The following is a 23,248-nucleotide window of genomic DNA, read 5'->3' as shown; positions in this document are numbered from 1 at the left end:
CAAACACCACCTGTTTTTTAATGTTTATTTTATTCTGAACGTTATATAATTTTGAAATTACAAAATTTATTTGATAGATATAAAAAAGAGAACTCTCATTTTCAAATTGGGAGACATTTTCATAGTAATACTTTTTATTTACTGAAACAATTTTATGAAAACTCTACAAATAGTTTTCTAGTTGGAGAAAAAATTAGCGTACTTATAAATGAATTTGAAATTCCAAGTGATAAAAGAATACTATTTGTAGGCTATCGAAGTTTTTTAAATCTATGCCTTCAAAACTTATGCGATAATTTAGAATTTGAATGTTCTTTCAACACAGTTGAATTGAAGAATGGTAAATTTCAATGGTTAATAAAGAATTCTAATTATATAAATGATTTGTTTATTATTATTATCCTTCCAATATCTTCTTCTCAAGATACATATTTAAGACTATACAACTTTTTAAATAAAGAATTTAAAGTAAATAATAGCCTTAATCAAAATCCAATTGCTTCTAAATTGAGTTTAGAACAGTCTAACAATATACTCAGTAATGAATTTGTATCCATTCTGCAAATAATTGACTTGAAAGCTATAGAAGAAGATTCGAATGACAATAGATCTATAGCTGTAAAAAAAAAATATAAACAATGGGGTTGGAAAATCGAAAAAGATAATAATTTAATTAGATTTTTAGTTGATAGGGGAAAATCACAAACAGAGCATATTTCTTATTCACTATTAGTACATGACAGAACTTTGTTTCCACGAGAGTCTTGTGAGCTTTGTTTCTCTCAATATGAATCTATTGTTAAAACTGACGATAAGAGTGAGGATTTAAAAGATTTATTTTCAATTGGTGATTATTTTAAAAGATCATCAACTTTAGAAATTGAGAATTTTATTGAATGTTTTGGCAATAAAGATTTTCCCTCAATACTCTACGGAAATGTTAGGGTTAATGATGTTTATTATAATAGCTTTATAAATTGCAGGAATTTTTACCAAAATAATAGGCTTAAAATACTTGAAAAGTTTAATAGGATTTTTGAAAACCTAGTTACTAAAGAAAAAATAGTTTTAATAACATCTGATTTTTCATATGGCTCTAATTTTATTGGAGATTTTGTGTTAAAGTTCAACAAATTTCAAAGTAAAGAGATAAAAATTTTAAGAGTTACTTTAAGTGAAGACTATCTTGATTACTATTTGTCGAGTCTACCAATTTCTGAGTTAACAGATTCTACAATAATTTATTTTGAAGATGTTCTTTCAAGTGCTAAAAACTTGAGAAGAATTAGTGAGTATTTAAAAGTTGTTTCTTCTAAAAAAGATAATATAAGAAAGGGTATAGATTATATATTTACATTAATTGATAGAACGAATTACTACACTCACGAGGACATAAAAAAGAGAACTAATGCGAAGGGGAAGTTATATTCATTTGTTAATTTAAATATACCTGTAACAAGTAAATCACATTTGGAATCCCAAACAAATGATATTAACAATAGAGATTTTGAATTAATTATACCAGAAATAAGTCTAGATGTTATTCATTCGAGAATAATAAAACTATTCAATGAAAATAACGCTAAAACTATTGATGTTTCTAGATATGAATTAAAGAACAGATATAATTTTTTGAAAGAGTATAATATTGAATTAAATGATTATAGCATAGATCTATTTAAATTCTATTTGCGTCATCTACTCAATAATTTTATAAGTCTAAATAAAAATGTCAATTCAAAAGAATTTCTAAGTGACTTTTTTCAACTATTGGAAAATGATAAACAAAAATTGTGCTATTTTTTTTCTAATAATAACACAGCTTTTTCTAAAGCCATTTTAAAATTTGCCAAAGAACAAACTATAAGGTTATTAACTAAACATCCATATATAAATTTTATAAGCTTAAAAAAAGTTGCTTCATCCTATGTAATTACTAAAATGAAGCAAATAGATAGGAAAATACATCTAAATAAAGGTATTAAGTCTTTTAAAGAATTTAGAGAGTATAAGTTCTTTATATCTAGAAGTGTTGCTCTCGGATTAGATTATATTATCTCTAAAGAATTTTTGATGTCATTGAAATTACAATACGATAGTAAAAAAATTGTTAAGCTAATAAAATATTATAGAAATAAAGAAGATGATTATTCATATGAAATTGAGCAGATTACTGAGTATTTTTCTTTTTTACTTTATAATTATAAAATTCTTCTAAAACAAGATAATTATAAATCTTTACGTTTAGAAGAAATTTTATTATCAAAAGAATTTCAAGATCCTGAAGATGTATTTGATTTTGTCAAAGATTCATTTACAAATTTTAAAGGGATGTTAATATGTGAAAATAATTCATTAGTTCATTCATTACTAAATGACAACATAATAAACAATATTAGTAATGGAAAAAGCCCTTCAAAAATATATTATAGTTATCTTGGAGACAAATCATCTACGAAAGACCCAATAATTTTACTTAATAAAAAACTAATTTCTTTAGCAGGCAATCCAAATGATATTGTAGTAAATGATGGTTGGAGTGTAACCAAAAGTATTGGTAAAGCTACATCAAAATTCATAAAATTTTATAAAATAACAAATGGGAATACCATCAACTTAGATTTGCCGAAATCCAATTTTAACTTAAAAATTAAGAAAATATTAAATATATACACATCTATTCTTATTGAAAAAAAATTTAAGTGTGAATACTTATTTATTTATAGAAGTAAGTCTAATTTTAATAATAAAGATTTCTTATTGTGTAGTGAAGAAGTTGATTTGGACCTTAGTGAAATTAAACTAAAAAAATCAGGGTTTTCAAATAATTTTCTATCTGGATTAAGTGAGTTCAGTAATGATTTAGTATTCTCTCAACAAACTCTAATATCATTTTTAAAGGTCAAGGATGATTTTGTAACATATAAAGATACCCTGTTCGAGAATAATGATTATAAACTAAGTTTAAATAGAAGTTTAAAAAAGGATATTAAGCGTTTAAAATTTTTAGGTAATGCTAATATGCTAATTGCGGTTAAGTTTATGGATAATTATAATCCTGAGCAATCTGCTGTATTACTATTTTATTCAGATTTAAATCCCAATTTAAATATTTTCAAACAAGTTTTTAGTGATTCGAAGTTAAGACTTTTGCTTGCGTTAAAACTAAATTTTTTAAGAGTGCTAAAAAATCAATTTGAACACGGAGGTTATGACGAATATATTACTAGTCAATTAGAAATTTCAAATTCTCGAAAACTTGATCATAACTTACAAAGTTCTCTTTCAAATATTAAGTATTGTTTTAAAAAACTCGTAAAAGATAGAGGTAAAACAAAATCAAATGTTTTAGAGTTTGATTTAAATCTAATGAATATTCGCTCTCAAATAGAAGAATTTAACCCAGCAGATTTCAATACATCACTAAGAAATTCCTCTGAATTAAAAGATTATTTCAAGTTATTATTTGGAATGAACAGTATCGGAAAATATCCCGCTAGGCAATTCTTACCAGAAATAAAAGGAGATAATATGAATTTTGAAATTAATGATGCTGTTTACTATTTGATTTTACCAGAAATTATTTCAAACATGAAGAAACATTCTCCACAAGTAAATCCAAATTGGGAAATAAACATTTACAAGGATTGCATAGTTTTTTCCAATAGTATTCTACGAGACAGGACATCTACAAATAGAGGCATGTCTATTTGTAAAACCATTCTGAAAAAAAGTGGTTTACCAAAATTGATAAATTATGATCAAAATAATATACACTATACCGTACTAAATTTAAGGAAATGAAAAAAATATTAGTAATTGAGGATGAACAGAATGATTTTGAAATGATACAAGATACGTTAGATAACAATTTTGATGATTTAAGAATTATTAAAATTCCAGGTCCCCATTTAGATCAAATTAAAAAAGGGGAAAACATTTCAGAATATTTAAATAGTAATAATTATAATTTAATAATTATTGATGTTGGTTTGATAGAAAGGTATGGTCTTGAATCTGACACTACAGGAAAAAACCTGTATAATTCTTTTTCTGAAAGTTTAAAAAAAATCACATTATTTGTTTCAAAGATTGATGCAAATAATTTGACGAGAGAGATGTCAAAAAAGTTTTTTAAAAAAAGTAGCTTGGAAACAAACAAAAACTTTATTAAATATGTTTCTAAGATATTATCCATTGATTATGCTGAACCATCAAAAGAGCAAAAAGATAACCGCATAAATGGAGAAAATATCAAGATATCTCATTTCGTCGTTTATAGTTCATTATTGTTAATGCTATTTGTAACTATATATACTTTGATTTTTTTGTTTTTTAAAGTTAAATATATGATCGAAGGGCACTACGGAACAGAAGACATTGTTCATTTTGTAGAATCCTTTTTCTTAGTGGCACTACCAATATTTATGTCTTATGCAATATTTATTTTTTCTAAAAAAATTGTTGGAGCTTTAGCTGACGGAAAAGTACCTGAAAAAGGTACAATTAATGATAGCGTAAAAATAATAGGAATGGTTAAAAACTTATTTATTGGTTCAATAATCTCTTATATAAGTTTATTTCTTATTTCAAATTTATTTGAACCAAATATAGAAATCAATATTTCTCGTTACCTTGTTGGATTAGGTGTAATAATAGTGTTAGTTATTTATTGGAAAATTTTGGCGAAACACTAAATATATTAAGAGAATTTAGCACATACTGGGATATTTTACATAATATTGAATTATAGCTATCCAATGCTATGAAATACATTTGTACTATAATGTTCTGCGTTATGTAACTTTGCTTCGGTAAAAGCGAAGTAATTACTTCAAATTTTCTTTGTTTTTTTCTTCCCAAAATGCTTCTCTACAATGTTAATGGAACACTCTTTTTACGAAACGACGTAGGAGAGAAGTGGAATGTGTGTGAAATGGGTTACATTAAAATATTTTTATTATATTTACGTAATCACTTTATTATAAGTGATTAACTTTCCCTTTTAGCAAAGATAATAGCATATTTTTTTTATTAATTACCCTCTATTGGGTATGTTTTTGTTTTTAATTAAACAATACTATTGCTTAGTGTGTAACTAAGCATAAAAACTTATTGTTAACGCATATTTCAGTTTTTACAATCTCAAAAAGGACTATTGTGCCCTTGTAATCCTGATGCACTATAAGTAAGTAGTTGTGATAAATTAGAATTAAACAGAATTGAAAAAATAACAAATGAAAAATGAGAATATGCATTTCCCAACCAGACAAAACTCGGGGATTCATGACTTAGAACCGAAAAAAGGCACTTTAAAAAGCCAAGAGAAAGAGATGACCAACTTTTCTATGGCTAATGAAAGTACAGTTCAATTGTTATCAGTTCGTGTGGGATTAGATTCCCCTCCTTTTTTAATGGAAATGCACGAGATTGAAAAACTTGGTGACATGTTTACAAAGGAAATTTTATTAAAAGACAAAAAACCTTTAACATTGGAACAACTTGTTGATGAAATTGAGAGATTAGATGGATTTTCAGCTATAAACAGAAAAATGTTTTTAGTAGCTGAAGGTGGGCAGTTCAAAATTGAGCTTCCTAGTTTTTCTTTGAATGCTCGATTGGTTTTTACTTGGCAAAAATCAAATTCTTCTCCTCCTGACTTCCTTCTTAGTACTGTGCCATCTACTAATAAAAAAGATTCATTATTACAATTAATATCATGGAGTGAGTCAGATAATTCGTTTCATTTTTTTGAAAGAAAAGCTAATATCTGGGGTTGGGCAGGTAACTCATTTACCTCGCTAAATCCACCAACAAGAGGAAAAGGACCTTTTGATAGTCATATAAATGGTGGATTAGTGATGAAAGAACTGAAATTTCCATGGGCACATTGGCATAGTCAATCAAACAGTATTCCAAGAGAGGTGTTTGAACATGATTCAGAATTTAATTCTCATGTATTATTTTCAAAAGTTGATGGAGCAGAACATTTAGAAAACATTGTTAAAACAGGGATAAGAAGATGGACAAAAAGTAGGATTAACAATGATATAAAAAACTCAAAAACCGTTAATATATTGAGTTACTTTAGACAAATTTTGACTCCTACCTCTGTAAATTTAGTTAGTACAAGTATAAATTTTGACAATGTAGAAGAAAAAGAAATTGGATTACCAAGTTCTTTCTTTTTTGATATTGATGTAATCGAATTTGCTGCATTTACAATAAATCCAACATTAGATATAGTACCCTCTGATAGAATTACCATAAGTGGTTCTCTTTACAAAAAAGTATGTGATATTTTAAATATGGAAGTGAAAAGTAATGATGGTATAACTTCTTTTGAAGGTGATACGCATTTTTGTTTCCTAGTTCCAGAAAGAGCCTTTGAAGATATTGAAGTCTGTCGACAATTAGTAGAACGAAAATTACTCAGCCCTAAAATGCTTTTAGTACTCATAATGTTGGATTTCACTAATCCAGTAGAATCGCTACATCGCAAAAAGATAATGAAATATTGTCCTGATGAAATTAATACGAATGAAGAATATGCTCTTGATAAAGTCATTATTAAAAAAATAGAATCTTCAGAATCAAATCAAGACTCACCAGAGTCTGAACTGATACGTTATTGGACTTCTCCAGATTTATTAGGTTTGGTAAAATCCGAACTTGACATTTTTATGAGAGGAATTCAAGAAAAAGTAGTTGATAAAAATTATCTTAAAAATTTGGTTATTCTTGCTGAATATAGAAAATCCTTATTCCGAAAAAGAAAACTAAATGAATTTGTTTCTACGATATCTCAGCTTGGAACATCAAATACACCACTTACCTTGACTAAGATAGGAAAAATCGTTAATCTATAAAATATATTAAAAATGAGTAATTACAAAGGACCAGGAAATATTAAAGAATTGAATGATACACTCCAAAAATTATGGCAAAGTGAATTAAGTCGCCTTTTTGAAGAAGGAATTAAAAGAGCTAAAAATGAAGTTAGCCCGCCTTCAAATGATGCTTGGATGTTTAACCCTATACTAGAAGGAGATGCAAATACTGTGAAAAAGAAAATCGATTGGAATGCTTTTCCCAAAAACCTTACTACCATGTATGCAAGTAAAATTAAGGCTTGGAGAGAGGGCGATAAATCAAGAGGAAATCAAGATGAATATTGTGAATGGGAAGTAGTACGTGACCAAGTTGACAATAAGATTATACGGGTTACGTTCACCACTGAAACACCTGATTATTTTGAGTTCTTATTTAATAATGACCCTAAGTTATTATTAGATATATATCACAAACATGTTTCTACAAAAGTTAAAATAGGAGACCTTACAAGCGGTAATGGTAAATACAAAAGGATAAACATTTGGAATACGCCAGAAATCATAAACAAACGTGGCGTCCTTTTGCATATGATTGGACCAAATTCATTTTCTGCAGCAGTTGATTTATCGGCTGAAGCTACTTGGCCAAGTGTAGACTTAAATGGTAATATAATTAGCGATGAACAGCAGCTAATTGATTGTCGGAACTACGGTGACGCAGGAAGACATAGTGATCCTCACATTGGTGCAGAAATTAATGCATTAATAAGACAAGGAAATATTATTTCCTTAGCAGCTCCATCTGGACTATATATTGATAATATTGATTTAACAGGATTTGATGTGCCTGATGGTTTAGAGGCAAGTGATCTTATGACAATTGTAAGAGGTGACCAAAATAACATGTTAAGGGTTGTTTTTCAAGTACCTAAGGATAGTGGTTTCAAATTAGGAGATGTAAAAATAGATGGAACTCATATTCAGTTCGGTGGTCAAATAGCTGAAAAAATCACAATTAGGGTAATGGGGATTGCAAAAAACACCCCAAATATTGCCCCTAGTATTGATTGTTCTGGAACAATTCAAAACCCAATCTCTCCTATTTCTTTCGTTCCTCTTGCTTTAGATAGTACTAGAAGGAAAAATGTTGAGTATCTTCTTAATTCCACAGAGATATGAAAGCAAACAACAAATATGTATAAAGGGCATTAAAGTGCCTTTTATCTCAAAAAAAATATCTGAAAGTAACTTCTACTAAAGTTAATGAGACATTTTTGGTGTTATTAATCTTTTGTTTAATGATCTTAAAAGTGGGAGTGTGTATGGAATGGGGTTATTTACCCGAAAGATTAAATTAGCTGTAAGGTTTGGAATCTTAAGTATGACTCAATAATTCTACAATCCAAATATTTAAAAAAATAAAAGTAAATAATTTTCGTAAATTTTACCACCCGCTTTTCTTTTTTTGTTGTATTAACAGTGTTAATAGAATTATTATATATACAAATATTACACTTGTATTTACTCTACTAAATCTAGTTTAGAATTTCAGTTTTATAGATACTTCCAATTTATATTTATTTCTAATATATAATCGAAACACATAATTATTAATATATAATTAATAGTTGAATTTGTCATTGTTTAATGTAATGTTCTTTTACTGAAAGTAAAAGGATGTAGTCTCATACCCAGTGAAATTCTATTTTTAGAAAAAAAATTATATAGTTACTTGTAAAAAAAATTATTATGGGCTTTTTTGATGATAAAGGAAAACAAATAGAATATCTTGAAGAGGAAAGACAAAAGCTTTGGGATCGCATAGGAGGATTGGAAAAATATACGCAAGAGCTAAAAACCGAAATTGGTAGACGTGCTTCTGACGATGAAAAAGAAGCACGCCAAAGCTCTAAGAAAGCTTCTGAATATAAAAATAAAATAGAAGCTAAACTAGTTGAAGCCAATCAACTTGTTGAACAACTTACAACAGAACTAGATTCAGCAAGAAAAACAAAAAATGAAATAAATGAGTTTAGTATTGAGGCCAGTCAACAAAAATTAGCTATTGATGATTCTAAAAGTAGGCTTGATGTTGCTGAATCTAATTTTGAAAAAAAACTGGAAACAATTACTTCTGGTATAGGTAATATAGATAGTATCCTAGAAAGATATCCAGATTTAGAATCTCAACTTGAAGAGATTGATGATTTTACAATAAAAATTGAAGAAAATTTAACAAAATCAGGTATAAGTCTTTCTGCATTAAATAAAAGTAAAAAAGATATCGACGATTTACACCTAGAGGTTTTTGGTTATACTCAAACTGATGATGAAACAGGAGATGAAACTAAAATAAGAGGATTGAAAGACGAGCTATATTCATCTTATGATGAACTTAAAGAAAAAATAGGCAAGTCATTTGAAAATGTAGATGAGATAAATACTGAATTTGAGAAAAAATATGAATCTTTTGAAGGTCTATATAAAAAGAAATACAAAAAAATCAATGATGACATAGCTAAATTACTACCAGATGCAATGACGGCTGGATTAAGTTCAGCATTTTCTAGTAAAAAAGATAAAGAAGTAGAATCTTCTGGAATTCTCCAACAACGTTTTAATCAAGGTATTAACTTAATGATTGCTGTAAGTTTAATACCAGTAGTCGTAAGTATAGTGTTTTTGATTCAAGGTGTTGATGTTCAAGAGGTTATAATGCGTGTTCCAAGATTGGTTTTGGCAATTATCCCCATGTATATTCCTGTATTATGGTTTACTTATTCTGCTAATAAAAAACTAAACCTTTCAAAAAGACTTATTGAAGAATACTCCCATAAAGAGGTGTTAAGTAAGACTTACGAAGGTCTTTCAACTCAAATTGAAAATCTGGATAATCCAGAGCAATCAGAGGAACTTAAATTTAGGTTACTTGCTAACTTTTTACAAGCTTCTTCAGAAAACCCTGGTAAACTTATTTCAAATTATGAAGCATCTGACCATCCTGTTATGGAGGCTCTCGAGCAAAGTTATAAGTTTCAAATGACAATTGACAAATTAGAAGGTATTCCAGGTATGGGCAAAGTCGCAGCTATATTAGATCGAAAAGCTAAAAAGAAAATATCTGTCAAAGATGAAGTATTAAATAAAGTTCTTTCAGGCATTACTAATAATGGTGAAAATGGTGTTAACGAAGATGAAGTTAATTCCTAGTTTTAAAAGAATAATATATTAATAATTTAAATTATACCCATAAATATGGAAGACTTAATAGAGATTGAAGATAGGTTTCAATCATATTTACAAAAAAATGATTATACATTTATTGGACCAGTAAACACAAATTTATTTCAAGGTTTTGCTAAAAATGTTAATATGCTTGCACCTGTCGTTGCAATAAGCCGTTCTATACATCATGCATTATCTCATACTGCATCAGTACGGAGAGCCTTAAATAGCTTACAGACTGGCACAGAATTAAGAATTTATGTTGTGATAAGAGAGCATGATTCTGCTTTAATTCACGCTACAATTGAAGACTATTGTGAAACATATAAAATTGAGTTTAAGCAATAATTACATTTTTATTTTGCATAATATTGAATTATAGCTATCTAAATCTAATGCTATGAAATACATTTGTACTATAATGTTATGTGTTATGTGTACCTTGCTTTGATAAAAGCGAAGTATTTACTATTACTTTCTTTGATTTTTTCTTTCTAAAACTTTCTCTAAAAATGTAATTTATATTGATTCAAAACAAATAATAATAAAAGTCATTAATATTATCTTTGATATTATATTTTATAAAAAACTTCTTTACAGGACATGACAATTTTTAAAATTTGAATAAACTGAATGAGCAAGAAATTAATTAAAATTACATTTTGTAATTAAGAAAAGGGAAATTATGAGGAAAATTATGCATGAAAAAATTTCAAGAATATTAGAAACTGAAAAAGTAAATAAAACAGGCATATTAGACCTATCTAATTGTGAAATTGTTAGTATAGCCAAAGAAGTTCCCAATTTGTTAGAGTTTAATTGGCTTTATCAACTTAACCTTTCTAATAATAAGATTATTAATATTGAATGCATACCTGAATCAGTAAAATGGTTATACATTCATAAAAATGAAATATCCGAAATAAAGAACATTCCAAATAAGACCCAAACCCTTATTATTTCTCATAATTTTATTTCTAAAATAGAAAACCTTCCAAACAATATTAAAAATCTTAGTCTATTTGATAACAACATTAGAAAAATAGAAAAGATACCTAATGGGGTGGAGCTAATAAATCTTTCAAAGAATAATATAAGAAAGATAAATAAATTACCAATTAATGCTCAATTTATTAATTTATCATATAATAAAATTGTGCAATTGGAGAATATTCCATTGGATACTCAAATAATTGATCTATCTCATAATCAAATATCCGAAATAAAGAACATTCCAAATAATATACAATCTTTTGACTTATCGAATAATCGAATATCCGAAATAAAGAACATCCCAAATAATATACAATCTTTTGATTTGTCGAATAATGAAATAAATGAGATTTATGAACTTATTCCATTTTTGCAAATAGGTTTTGAACTTGTTTATTCATTTGAAAATGTTAATGTTACTGAAAATTGTATTAAAATTAAAAACAATCCAATACATATTCCCCCAAAGGAATACTTGAACCAAGGTACTGAAGCTGTTTTAAATTATTTTTCGCAATTAGAATTACAAGGGGGTGAATACTTATATGAAGCAAAATTATTAATTGTTGGTGATGGGGCGGTTGGAAAAACAAGTCTTGCTTTAAAATTAATGGACAGGAAAAATGAGTTATCAAAAAATGATACAAAAGGTATAGATATATATAATTTAAAGTTTAAAACTATTAATAGTGGTGATTTTATTATAAATATTTGGGATTTTGGGGGGCAAGAAATATATAAGGCTACGCATCAGTTTTTTCTAACGAATAGTTCTTTATATGTTTTAGTAGATGATACAAGAAAGAATGACAAAGCATTTAATGAGATTAGTTTTAGTTATTGGCTTGAAACTGTAAAAATTTTCGGAAATGATAGCCCTTTACTAATAGTTCAAAATGAAAAATTTGACCGAAGTAAAGCTATAGATTTTAAAAGTTTTAAAAATAGATTTAGTTTTATTAAAGGAGAAGTATATAAAGTAAATTTAGAATCAAATAGAGGATTAGATAAGTTAGAATATGATTTATTTCATTATATACAAAAACTACCCCATGTCGGAAAACTTTTCCCGTCAAAATGGTTATCTATTAGAAATGAATTAGTTGAAATTTCAAAAAAGAAACCATATATAACAATAGACGAATATTATATTATATATAATAAATATTTAATTTTAAATAAAAAACTTGCTTTTGAATTAAGTAAATATTTACATGATTTAGGTACTGTATTACATTATCAGAATGATATAATATTACATAAAATTATTATTTTACAAAATGAATGGGCAACTAATGCTGTTTATAAAGTTTTAGACGACGAAAATATTAAAAATAATCATGGTCACTTTACTATCCAAAATTTAAAAAGTATATGGAAAGGTGAAAAATTCCAAGATATGGTTTGTGAACTGTTATCGCTAATGATTAAATTCGAGTTATGCTATGAAATACCAGATAAAAAAGGGAATTATCTTATTCCACAATTGTTGCCTGTAGAAGAACCTGAAAGTATTAATTGGAATAATGAAAACAATATTCAATTAATTTATAAATATGAATTTATGCCTAAAGGTATTATGAATTCGATAATTGTTAGGTTACATACAAACATAGAGAATATTGATTTTGCATGGACTAAAGGAGTCGTTCTAGAAACAAAAAATAGTAAAGCTCTAATTAAACAAATTTCAAACGACGAAATTGTCATTAGGATAAATGGTAATCAAAAAAATGATTTTAGAACTATAATCATTGATACTATAGACAAAATTAACAAAAAATTTAAAAACATTAATGTAATTAAAAAAGTGCCTTGCATATGTAATGTTTGTATTGAATTAGATACACCTCATTTTTATAAATATGAATTATTAAAGGAACTTATGGCATATTCTCAAGAAGAAATTAGATGTGATAATAAACCCTTTTATTCGGTCGATATTAATAATATATTAGAACCTACTAATTTAAACATATTGGCTACTGAGTTTACTGAACGATACAGTATAAATATTGAAACCCAATCAAATATGACAAATATTAAGGGAAAAAATAAGGTAGAAGAAACAACTAATTCAATCCCATATAGTATTTATGATGAGCAAGAAAAAATGGAAGTAGTTAATAAATTAAAGAAAATAGATAAAAGAAATAATGACTTAATTAATAAAATAGTTACATCGAAGATGAAAGTACGAAAGGTTTATGGAGTATTTTTCATTATTTTAGCAATATTATTGATGTCTCCGATTATTTTAATATTTTTTTATAAAGGAAATAATTGGAATTTCATGACAAACTTGGTTAATGAAATTAATCTATTAGACGATTTTAGAAAAAACACTTCTTATATTTTGCTAACAATATTTATCGGATTTATTGAATTTGTAATTGTGAAGAAAATTTTGAAAATTTTCAATAAAGATAATGAAAATGAATATGTCCAAAAATTAAAAAACAATTTGATAACATCTAAAAGCTAGCTTTTTTTTGGCACTGGCAAAGCGGTTGGTAGCAGATATTAAAATTAACTAACCTTTATTCAAATTGATTTTTCATAATGCGTATGACCTCATAAAATTTTGGTAAAACAATAGGTAAGCGGAGCGTAATATTTTAGTTCCGTTTTCTAGTCCCATAATTAACCCGTTTCTTAAAATCAATCACTTCATCCCTTAATTTCTTATTTGCATTATCTATTAGCTCATTTTGAACTTTCATTATCCGTAACAGATCGTGAATAGCGTTTAAATTCTCCAATTGTGCATAAACAATCTGTTCTAGTTGCGCTTTTGTATATCTTGTTCTTGGCATTATTCTTGTTTTAGGATTAAATATTCCGATTATCAGAACAAATATACTTAAATACGGATAAAAAACAAATTGTCAATTCATAAAATCGGAATAAGTTATCTTATTATGTAACTTTATGTTCTTAAAACCAGACAATAATGACCGAATTAGGACTATTCCTATCAAGAAAATCAGTTAATCGTTCCGATGTTTCAAGAAAAACAGGAATTAGTAAAACTAGACTAAGCGAACTAGCAAACAATGAGCGCACAAAGCTTAGAGTAGATGAGTTATATTTAATTGCTTTAGCAATAGATGTTGACCCCTGCGATATATTCAATGAGATTTGTAAAGACCTTAAATTAAAAGAAGAAAAATAATAATGCTTTCTTCTATGCTAGATTTCCTAAAATCGGAACTCAAAAACTTAGGTTTAGAATTTACTACAAAAATCGATGGGAGGGAAGGAGTTGATTTTTTAATTGGAAATAACCAATTATATCTACAATCCATAGATATAGATACAACTCAACGCAGTATTAAAATATCCAAGCAAGAATTAGGAGGATTAAAAGATAACTTATTTATCGTTTTAGTTTCGATAATTGAGAAACAACCAAGGGTTGTTTACTTAATTCCATCAAAACAATTACCACAGCCTGATAGTAATATCTTTATAGAGAATGAAGTAAGTCTAATGCCTAATCTATCCAATTGGGAGATTAAAGTATCTAGTAATACGATCCCAGAATTAGCAGAGTATTCGTTAGAAAATATGATTGATAAACTAAAGGCTTAATAGAAGTTAAAAAAGAAAAAGGGTCAAATAGACCCTTTTTTAAGAATTAGAATTTTGTTCAAGTCAAAACCTTATTTTTTATTTTTATTTTTTTTTGATAATATAGATTTTAACTCATTGTTATTCTTTATTTTTCCCATTAAATACTTTTCGTAAGCATTTACAACTTCAAGCAGAAGAGAATAAAACTCCACACCTATAGCACTTGCATATTCTTCAAGCATTTCTATGTCTGGTTCTGCTTTACCATTTTCTACATTACTTACATGAGATTGTTTATATTTACCAGATTGATATAAGCTCCTCTGAGGAACCGATTTTTTTTCTCTCATTTCTTTTAAAAATTTGCCTAGAGCATAACCCTCTAGAGGTAGATTGTCTAGTGCAAGAGCTTTGTTTCCTGTGGTATCCATAGTTTCCATATTTGATATATTAAAATTTGTACATATTATAATTCTTGAAATATCTCCTTCAAAATCTTTTCAATTTGATCACATATAATTTTAAACCCTACATATTTAATTATTTGAGAAGTTATTGTTTTTCTTTTTGAAAAACTTTGTGGTTTCTCATTTCTATTTTTTGCAATCGATATTTCTGATCTAACTTGGTCAAACCAAGAATGAAGTTCTATTTCTTCTTGGGGGGTAATTGATTCACCATTTTCTATTCTTTGTATTAATTCATTGATGTCCTTTCCTGTTTCTTTTTGGTTGTTACTTATTTTCATAATTATCTTTTATAATTTTTGAATTTTTAAAAAGTACTACAATATACAAAAAATATCATAATATCATAATATTATGATATTATGATATTTCAGTATTATAAAAGTGTTGGTTAAATAATTTAACTTGTGTGCGCAGGATGTTAAAAACGACCTCATACTAATTTTGGCTAAAACAATAGGTGAGTGAAGCGTCCATATTTTAGGGGTCTAGTAATACACAATCTTAGGAGTTCTAATTTTAAATGTTCCTAAAAACAGTCTTAAAAAGTTAGCCCGTTTCCTAAAATATAGCGTAACGAGCCGTAATTGTTTCCAAAATTATATGCAGTCTTGATTTTTTTGTTTCTTTTTTATCAAGAAAAAAAGATATAATGAAACCTTTAATAAACATCTAGTATTCGATGCCAGCGCACCAACTCGCACAAAATTTCAGAGATACTTAATCTCTAAAATTTCTGTCGTATTTGACATAATGTTAGAAGTACCAAACAAAAGAAGCTTAATCGGAGCTATACATAAAACAAGTGTATAGAAATTTTAAAGTATGGATTTTTTGAGCAAGGGAAAATTTTATACTCTTGTGGCAACATAACGAAAAGCTCGTGAAAAAAATATAACGAGAATATTCTCGTTAACGAAAAGTTAAAAACGGATCTAAAAGCTAGCTTTTTTTGGCCCTTCGGCTACGCTCAGGACAAGCTTAGGCAAGCGATGGATAATTGTGTTTAAAAATAAATGCCATAAAGCATTTTAATTTTTAAAAAACAATCGAGCGCTTGGCAGCGGCAATTTTACATAGCGACTAATTATAGTACACTTATTTAGTTTTAATGTTTCTTGAGAATCGCGTATTTAAAAAATGTTGAAGGATTGTACAGAATATTAAAATTATACGAGAAACAAAAACGATGAAGTTTAATGACCCAAGTACTAAATATTATAATGCACAATAAACACTCTGGGATATTTTACATAATATAACATTATAGCTACACATCTAAATTATTATAACGAAGACACAATTAGCTTGACATAATTACTATCGATATAAGTCTAAGACGTTATATCTGCAATTATGTCAAATATCGCCCAAAAGCGCTATTTCGCTAATTGTTATAAAATGTACTATAATTAACATTATGTAAAATAGAATATTTTGACCAGCATCAACCCTACTTAATTACAACTAGTTTCAATATAGAATGGCATTGAGTTAAACTAAATCAAATTTTATAATTAAACCACTGCAGAAAATCTTTTTTTTGGTTTGACTCGTAGATAAACTAAACAATTAATTATTATCTATTTTACCTAATTATTTATCATGAAAAAAATTTATCTAGTATGTTTAAGTGTGTTTGTTTTGGCTTCCTGTGTTTCTAAAAAGAAATATATAGCTTTGGAAACAGAAAACGGTCAGATTAGAAATGAACTATATAAAACCCGAGTTGCCAAGGAAGATCTTGAAACTAAGTTTGATATCATCCAAAAACGTGTTGACTCTTACAATAAAAAAATAACTTCTTTAAGTGATTTGAATACAGAACTTAATAAAGAAAATGATTCTAAGATGGAGACTGTAGCCAATGTAGCTGTGATTTCCAACGATACTAAGAAAAGTATGCGTAATACTCTTGAAAAAGTTGATCCTACTCTGGTAGCAGAAGCAAAAACCTTAAAGGATTCTATGGATCTTGCAGTATCTTATAACCTTACAAAATCTATTGGCACTTCCAGTTTAAATGAAGACGAGGATATCGCTATTAGTATTGATGAAGCCGTTGTAATGATTTCTATTTCTGATAAATTATTATTTAATACAGCAAGTTACCGTGTGAGTAATAAAGCTAATGGTATTTTACAAAAATTAGCAGATGTAATCAACTCTGAACCTAGTATTGATGTGATGGTTGAAGGTCATACCGACTCAAGAAGTATTAACAATGCTATGGTACAAGATAACTGGGACCTTAGTGTATTACGTGCTACTTCAGTAGTTCGTAAACTACAAAGCGAATTTAATGTGTCTCCTGAAAAGCTTATTGCTTCAGGAAGAAGTAGCTATGCTCCTTTGGCTAGTAATGATTCTCGCGATGATAGAGCCAAAAACAGAAGAACACGTATAGTCATCTTACCAAATATTAATAAATTCTTTGCACTGATGGATAGCAACACAGTTGTTGCTAATTAAGAAGATCTTTATATAATAAAAACGTGCAATACTACCTTGTGAAGTATTGCACGTTTTTTATTGTCATCTTTTTCATAAAAAAAATATAAAAGCTATGTGTTTTGGAAGAAAGCTAGTATTTTTGTGTTTCGTTAAAAAAAGTCCCCTTTTAGCATGAAAAGCAAACCAAAATCAAAACCAGATAAATCGCGACTACGTTTACTGCACCAATATTACCAGTTTACAGGCTTTTATAGTTTTGTATGGCGTGCTGTAAAACGCTCATTACCTACTATTATAGTTATTGTAATTGCAATTTATGCCATTAATCATTTTTTTGATATTAATGCTTTTTTGGTTAGACTTACAGAAAGCTTACCTGTATATGGGGTGCTGAGCTTCTTTTTTGCTTCTGAAACGCTACTCGGATTAATACCACCGGAAATGTTTATTGCCTGGGCAGGAAAACTGTCAGACCCGTGGCTTTATCTTGGTATACTTGCTCTTTTATCCTATTTTGGTGGTTTACTATCATACTGGATTGGTTATATTATAACAAAAATTCCATCAGTACATAGTTATTTAGAAACTAAAATGGAAAAGCAATTGAAGAACTCCAAAAAATGGGGCGGTTTCCTAATAATTGTTGGGGCTCTACTTCCACTCCCATTCTCAATATCCTGTATAGCTGCTGGTATTATTGAATTTCCATTTAAGAATGTTGTATTATACGGCTCACTGCGATTAGTACGTTTTGTTATCTATGGACTCATTATTTTTAATGTACTTTAAATAAGCTATATATCTTAAGGTTATTTTCTTATTCTGCCTTATTTTTGTACGAAAATTTTATATATGTTTTCATTTATCAATATATTTCGATTGGTTGCCTTTTTAGAAGGTGTATCTTATATTTTGTTGTTATTTATAGCAACACCTATTAAATACTTTTTGGGTGATCCACAATATGTTAAATTATTGGGAATGCCCCATGGTTTACTATTTGTAGCTTATGTTGCTTTTGCTTTTATGTTGAAAAAGGATTTTAATTGGAATTCCAAACAATTTGCTACAGTTCTTTTAGCATCTATTATTCCATTTGGTACCTTTTATATTGATAGAAAATATTTAAAACTCGTGAAGTGATGCAAGACATAGAAAATACTGAAGTCGTTTCAGAATCTTTCGGTTTTAAACATGTGATATATGACCGTTTAATAGCGTTACATGTATCTGAATCTACTGCCGAATATTTGAATATGCTCGGACTTCTTTTGGTATTATTACTGGTTGTTTTTATTATAGATTTTATTACAAGGAAATTATTAGTAAAAGCCTTTAATAGGTTTGCTTCGGTATCAAAAACTAATTTTGACGATTTACTGGTTGCTAATAAAGTACCTAGGAATATAGCTCATATTGTTCCACTATTGATAGCCATGGAATTTACACCTACTGTTTTTGGGGATTTCCCAAATTTTGATGGTGTTATTGAAAAAGGATTGCAAGTCTTTGCTATCGTTTTAATACTTTGGATTGTACGAAGCGTATTAAATACGCTAAAAGATTATTTAAAAACGCTTCCCCGGTTAAAGGATAAACCCGTTGACAGTTATATTCAAGTATTCATGATTTTTGCCTGGGTTGCCGGTTTTATGTCAGCCATAGCGATTATAACTGGAACTTCCCTCCTGTCGTTTTTAACAGCTTTAGGGGCAGCTTCTGCTATCATTATTCTGGTTTTTAAAGATACCATTCTTGGTTTTGTAGCCAGTATTCAAGTATCAATTAATGATATGGTACGCATTGGCGATTGGATCACGTTTGAAAAATATGGAGCCGATGGTGATGTCATTGAAATTAATCTAGCAACAGTTAAAGTTCAAAATTTCGATAAAACAATTACTACCATACCTACCTATGCTCTTATATCAGATTCTTTTAAGAATTGGAGAGGAATGACTAATTCAGACGGAAGACGCATTAAGAGAGCTTTATTCATTAAACAAGAAAGTATTAAATATTTGAGTGGACATGAAGTAAATAAACTTCAAGGCATTCAACTCATCACATCTTATTTAGAAACTCGAAAAGAAGATATCAATTCATATAATACCTCTAATAATATTGATAAATCCCTTTCAATAAACGGTAGAAACCTTACAAACATTGGTGTCTTTAGAAAATATATTGATGCATACCTAAATCAGCATTCAGGAGTCAATAAAGATATGATGATCATGGCACGTCAATTGGCGCCAACAACGCAAGGTATTCCGATGGAAATTTATGCTTTTAGTAGTGACAAGCGCTGGGAAAATTACGAGTATATTATGTCTGATATATTCGATCATTTAATAGCAGCTCTTCCCTACTTCGATTTGGAAATATTTGAACTGCCAAGTGGTTCCAGCTTTAAAGGAAATATTTGAGTTATTAAACAGATAAAATAAAAACGCGAACTCAATAATAGAGCTCACGTTTAAATATAAATTAGAGTAGTATTTTAAATATTTGCAGCTAACCAGTCCCCTACTTCTTGGGTTCCGTATGCTTTTTCACCATTAGCTAAATCCTCAGTAACAACACCTTCAGATAACGATTTATTTACAACGTCTCTTATAGCAGCACCTTCTTCGGGTAAATTAAATGCTGTTTCAAACATCATAGCGGCAGATAAAACAGTTGCTAAAGGGTTGGCGATGTTTAACCCTGTTGCTTGCGGATACGATCCATGAATGGGCTCGAACAAAGCAATATCGCTTCCCATAGATGCCGATGGCATAAGTCCCATAGAACCAGAAATAACAGATGCTTCGTCTGTTAAGATATCTCCAAATAAGTTTTCAGTAATTAATACGTCGTAGCTATTTGGCCATTGGACTAATCGCATAGCAACAGCATCAACAAACTCATAACTCACTTCTACTTCTGGATAATCTTTTTCCATAGCTTGAACCGTTTCTCTCCATAATCGTGAGGTCTCTAAAACATTCGCTTTATCAACACAACACAGTTTTTTAGAACGAGCCATAGCTAATTCGAAACCTTTTTTAGCCAATCTCTGTACTTCAGCTCTTGTATAAACACAATTATCATAAGCGGTTTCGCCTTCATCCCTTCTACCCTTTTCTCCAAAATAGATACCACCAGTCAATTCACGTAAAAACACCAAATCTGTACCTTCAATACGTTCTCTCTTTAAAGGTGATTTATCTATTAATGACGGAAATGTAAAAGTTGGTCTTACATTGGCAAATAGGCCTAATTTTTTACGCATTTTCAGTAACCCTTGCTCAGGACGAACCTTGGCAGACGGATCATTATCGAAACGCGGGTGGCCAATAGCACCGAATAAAACTGCATCAGAAGCAACACAAACATCATGAGTTTCATCTGGGTAAGGCTCTCCAACAGCATCAATGGCTGCTGCACCAGTTAATGCTGGTTTCCATGTTATTTCATGTCCAAATTTTTTAGCAACAGCATCACTTACCTTTACGGCTTGATCTATTACTTCTGGTCCTATACCGTCTCCGGCTAAAAGCGCAATATTAAATTTCATTTATTTTATTGTAATCTTAGTTAATAATAATGTTTAGCATTTTTTCGGTCGCTTTAATAGCAGACACTGTTTGATCCGAGTTAAGACCACGTGTTTTAAACTCTTTCTCAGGATTCTTCCAAGTAATAATGGTTTCACATAAAGCGTCAGAATGACTCCCTGGAGGGATTCTTACAGCATAATCTATTAAATCAGGCAATACCATTTTTTTCTTTATGAAGATATTTCTAATGGCATTCATAAAAGCATCAAACTGCCCATCACCTTGAGCATTTTCTTCAAAAGTTTCATTATTTATTGTAACAGAAACCGTTGTAGATGGTCTTAAGCCTTTTGAATGTGTTAGTACATAAGAATTAACCTTTACCTTTTCTTCATAAGTATAATCTAAAACATCAGATATGATATATGGCAAGTCTTCTTTAGTAACCACTTGTTTTTTATCACCCAATTTAATGATGCGTTGGGTGACTTTCCTTAAATCATCATCATTAAGCTGAAGCCCTAATTCTTGTAAATTTTTTTGAATATTTGCCTTTCCAGATGATTTTCCTAATGCGTACTTACGGGTTCTTCCAAAGCGCTCTGGTAATAAATCACTGAAATACAAATTCTTTTTATTGTCTCCATCGGCATGTATGCCCGCGGTTTGTGTAAATACATTGGCACCAATCACAGGTTTGTTAGCAGGAATCATAACGCCAGAAAATGTTTCAACCAGTTTACTAACCGTGTATAATACTTTTTCATTGACACCAACTTCTATGTCGGGCATAAAATCATTAATGACGGCAATAGTACTCGCCATAGGTGCATTACCAGCTCGTTCACCCATACCATTAATGGTTAAGTGAAGTCCATCTGCACCAGCTTTGAGTGCCTCCATAACATTGGCGACTCCCAAATCGTAATCATTATGTGCATGAAAATCGAAATGTAAATTCGGATACCTATCCTTGATTTCTTTTACAAAATCATAAGATTCTTTAGGGGTAATAACTCCTAATGTATCAGGAAGCATAATACGCTTCACAGGTTGTGTTGAAAGAAATTCTAAAAACTCAAATACATAGGCTTTAGAATTGCGCATCCCATTGCTCCAATCTTCTAAATAGATATTGGTTTCAATTCCCTTTTCTTTAGCCAGTAAAGTAACTTCTGATATTTCTTTAAAATGCTGATTAGAAGTCTTTTTAAGTTGGTGAGTTAAATGGTTTAATGAACCTTTTGTTAATAAATTTTGAACCTTTGCTCCCGCTTCAATCATCCAATCTATTGAAACTCCTTGATCAACAAAAGTAAGAACTTCAACAGCATCCAAATAATTATTTTCTTTTGCCCAATTAGTGACATCTTTTACCGCTTGAAGTTCGCCTTCAGAGACTCTAGCCGAAGCTATTTCTATACGGTCAACTTTTAACTCTTCTAATAAAAGCTTTGCAATAGTTAGTTTCTCTGAAGCAGAAAACGACACACTCGAGGTTTGTTCACCATCGCGCAATGTCGTGTCCATTATTTCTATCTTCTTCATTGCCATTTATAGCATCAAACCATTAGCAAATGTTTCTATATCACTTTTTATGTTTTGTAAATAATCAATATCATCAAAACCATTAAGCATATTGTCTTTTTTGTAACTATTAATATCGAAAGACTCTTGAGCTCCCGTAGACTTAATAGTAATTGTTTGCTCTGGTAAGTTTACTTCGATTTCTACATTAGCGTCTTCATATATGGCATTGAAGATCTGCTCTGAAAACTCAGGGCTCACCTGTACAGGCAAAACACCAATATTTAAACAGTTGTTTTTAAAGATATCAGCAAAAAAGCTAGATACCACACAACGAAATCCATAATCATAAACAGCCCATGCTGCATGTTCTCTAGAAGAACCAGAACCAAAATTCTTACCTCCTACTAAAATCTTACCACTATAAATAGGATTGTTTAATACAAAGTCCTTTTTTGGTGTGTTATCACCATTATATCTCCAATCTCTAAATAAATTATCTCCAAATCCTTTACGCTCTGTAGCTTTTAAGAATCTTGCAGGTATAATTTGATCGGTATCCACATTTTCTAATGGTAAAGGAACCGCTGTGCTTGTTAGTATATTAAATTTATCGTAAGCCATATTT

At 29.1% G+C, this 23,248-nt stretch carries 19 protein-coding genes; 13 read left to right on the top strand and 6 right to left on the bottom strand.

From position 1 onward, the window contains the following. The first annotated feature begins 51 nt into the window (after window positions 1-51). The 7 genes from Q4Q47_RS16825 (at window position 52) to Q4Q47_RS16795 (ending at window position 13,536) form a co-directional block, all read left to right on the top strand. The gene (locus Q4Q47_RS16825; RefSeq protein WP_303307802.1) at window positions 52-3,804 is read left to right on the top strand and encodes a hypothetical protein; all 3,753 of its coding nucleotides are present in this window, start codon (window positions 52-54) and stop codon (window positions 3,802-3,804) included. Then, on the top strand, window positions 3,801-4,697 hold the full coding sequence (locus Q4Q47_RS16820) for a response regulator transcription factor (protein ID WP_303307801.1): 897 nt from the start codon (window positions 3,801-3,803) through the stop codon (window positions 4,695-4,697). The genes Q4Q47_RS16825 and Q4Q47_RS16820 overlap by 4 nt, the downstream gene beginning before the upstream one ends. Before the next feature lie 540 nt (window positions 4,698-5,237). Continuing rightward, window positions 5,238-6,869, top strand: a complete 1,632-nt coding sequence (locus Q4Q47_RS16815) for a hypothetical protein (RefSeq protein WP_303307800.1) — start codon at window positions 5,238-5,240, stop codon at window positions 6,867-6,869. 12 nt (window positions 6,870-6,881) lie between these two features. Further along, entirely contained in the window at window positions 6,882-8,012 is a 1,131-nt protein-coding gene (locus Q4Q47_RS16810) for a hypothetical protein (protein ID WP_303307799.1), read from the top strand. A 570-nt stretch (window positions 8,013-8,582) separates the two neighbouring features. Next, a complete protein-coding gene (locus Q4Q47_RS16805; protein WP_303307798.1) occupies window positions 8,583-10,043 on the top strand; it encodes a hypothetical protein in 1,461 nt (486 codons plus the stop codon). Window positions 10,044-10,088: 45 nt separating this feature from the next. Next, complete coding sequence (locus tag Q4Q47_RS16800) at window positions 10,089-10,406, top strand: hypothetical protein (protein ID WP_303307797.1); 318 nt, start codon at window positions 10,089-10,091, stop codon at window positions 10,404-10,406. Window positions 10,407-10,743: 337 nt separating this feature from the next. After that, window positions 10,744-13,536, top strand: a complete 2,793-nt coding sequence (locus Q4Q47_RS16795; RefSeq protein WP_303307796.1) for a COR domain-containing protein — start codon at window positions 10,744-10,746, stop codon at window positions 13,534-13,536. Between the two features lie 133 nt (window positions 13,537-13,669). Here Q4Q47_RS16795 and Q4Q47_RS16790 read toward each other — a convergent pair whose 3' ends face one another. Further along, window positions 13,670-13,867 (bottom strand): hypothetical protein, encoded by a 198-nt coding sequence (locus tag Q4Q47_RS16790; protein ID WP_303307795.1) that lies wholly within the window; start codon window positions 13,865-13,867, stop codon window positions 13,670-13,672. Window positions 13,868-14,004: 137 nt separating this feature from the next. Between Q4Q47_RS16790 and Q4Q47_RS16785 the strand changes: the two genes are divergently transcribed. Next, window positions 14,005-14,226: a helix-turn-helix domain-containing protein gene (locus tag Q4Q47_RS16785; RefSeq protein WP_303307794.1), complete on the top strand. Its 222-nt coding sequence runs from the start codon at window positions 14,005-14,007 to the stop codon at window positions 14,224-14,226. 14 nt (window positions 14,227-14,240) lie between these two features. After that, complete coding sequence (locus Q4Q47_RS16780; protein ID WP_303307793.1) at window positions 14,241-14,645, top strand: hypothetical protein; 405 nt, start codon at window positions 14,241-14,243, stop codon at window positions 14,643-14,645. 71 nt (window positions 14,646-14,716) lie between these two features. Here Q4Q47_RS16780 and Q4Q47_RS16775 read toward each other — a convergent pair whose 3' ends face one another. Both Q4Q47_RS16775 and Q4Q47_RS16770 read right to left on the bottom strand, forming a co-directional pair. Further along, on the bottom strand, window positions 14,717-15,058 hold the full coding sequence (locus Q4Q47_RS16775) for a helix-turn-helix domain-containing protein (RefSeq protein WP_303307792.1): 342 nt from the start codon (window positions 15,056-15,058) through the stop codon (window positions 14,717-14,719). A gap of 35 nt (window positions 15,059-15,093) precedes the next feature. Then, on the bottom strand, window positions 15,094-15,375 hold the full coding sequence (locus Q4Q47_RS16770) for a hypothetical protein (RefSeq protein ID WP_303307791.1): 282 nt from the start codon (window positions 15,373-15,375) through the stop codon (window positions 15,094-15,096). A gap of 1,324 nt (window positions 15,376-16,699) precedes the next feature. Here Q4Q47_RS16770 and Q4Q47_RS16765 point away from each other — a divergent pair. From Q4Q47_RS16765 to Q4Q47_RS16750, 4 genes are all read left to right on the top strand, one after another. Then, window positions 16,700-17,566 carry an OmpA/MotB family protein gene (locus tag Q4Q47_RS16765; protein ID WP_303307790.1) on the top strand — a complete coding sequence of 289 codons (867 nt, stop codon included), beginning with the start codon at window positions 16,700-16,702 and terminating at the stop codon, window positions 17,564-17,566. Window positions 17,567-17,719: 153 nt separating this feature from the next. Beyond that, window positions 17,720-18,337, top strand: coding sequence for a YqaA family protein (locus Q4Q47_RS16760; RefSeq protein WP_303307789.1), 618 nt, complete (start codon window positions 17,720-17,722; stop codon window positions 18,335-18,337). Window positions 18,338-18,400: 63 nt separating this feature from the next. Continuing rightward, complete coding sequence (locus Q4Q47_RS16755; RefSeq protein WP_303307788.1) at window positions 18,401-18,691, top strand: DUF3817 domain-containing protein; 291 nt, start codon at window positions 18,401-18,403, stop codon at window positions 18,689-18,691. Continuing rightward, window positions 18,691-19,977, top strand: a complete 1,287-nt coding sequence (locus tag Q4Q47_RS16750) for a mechanosensitive ion channel family protein (protein WP_303307787.1) — start codon at window positions 18,691-18,693, stop codon at window positions 19,975-19,977. Before Q4Q47_RS16755 ends, Q4Q47_RS16750 begins: the two co-directional genes overlap by 1 nt. Before the next feature lie 74 nt (window positions 19,978-20,051). Here the strand turns inward: Q4Q47_RS16750 and leuB are convergent, their stop codons facing one another. The 3 genes from leuB to leuD are packed head-to-tail and all read right to left on the bottom strand — an operon-like array spanning window position 20,052 to window position 23,244. Beyond that, window positions 20,052-21,110 carry a 3-isopropylmalate dehydrogenase gene (gene leuB, locus Q4Q47_RS16745; RefSeq protein WP_303307786.1) on the bottom strand — a complete coding sequence of 353 codons (1,059 nt, stop codon included), beginning with the start codon at window positions 21,108-21,110 and terminating at the stop codon, window positions 20,052-20,054. Between the two features lie 16 nt (window positions 21,111-21,126). Then, complete coding sequence (locus Q4Q47_RS16740) at window positions 21,127-22,647, bottom strand: alpha-isopropylmalate synthase regulatory domain-containing protein (RefSeq protein ID WP_303307785.1); 1,521 nt, start codon at window positions 22,645-22,647, stop codon at window positions 21,127-21,129. Beyond that, on the bottom strand, window positions 22,648-23,244 hold the full coding sequence (gene leuD, locus Q4Q47_RS16735) for a 3-isopropylmalate dehydratase small subunit (protein WP_303307784.1): 597 nt from the start codon (window positions 23,242-23,244) through the stop codon (window positions 22,648-22,650). It abuts the gene before it with no gap. Between the last annotated feature and the right edge of the window lie 4 nt (window positions 23,245-23,248).

The sequence above is a fragment of the Flavivirga spongiicola genome, from assembly GCF_030540825.1.
Classification (GTDB): domain Bacteria; phylum Bacteroidota; class Bacteroidia; order Flavobacteriales; family Flavobacteriaceae; genus Flavivirga; species Flavivirga spongiicola.
Note: the sequence above shows the minus strand (reverse complement) of the source record. Positions and strands in the feature narration are given on the sequence as shown.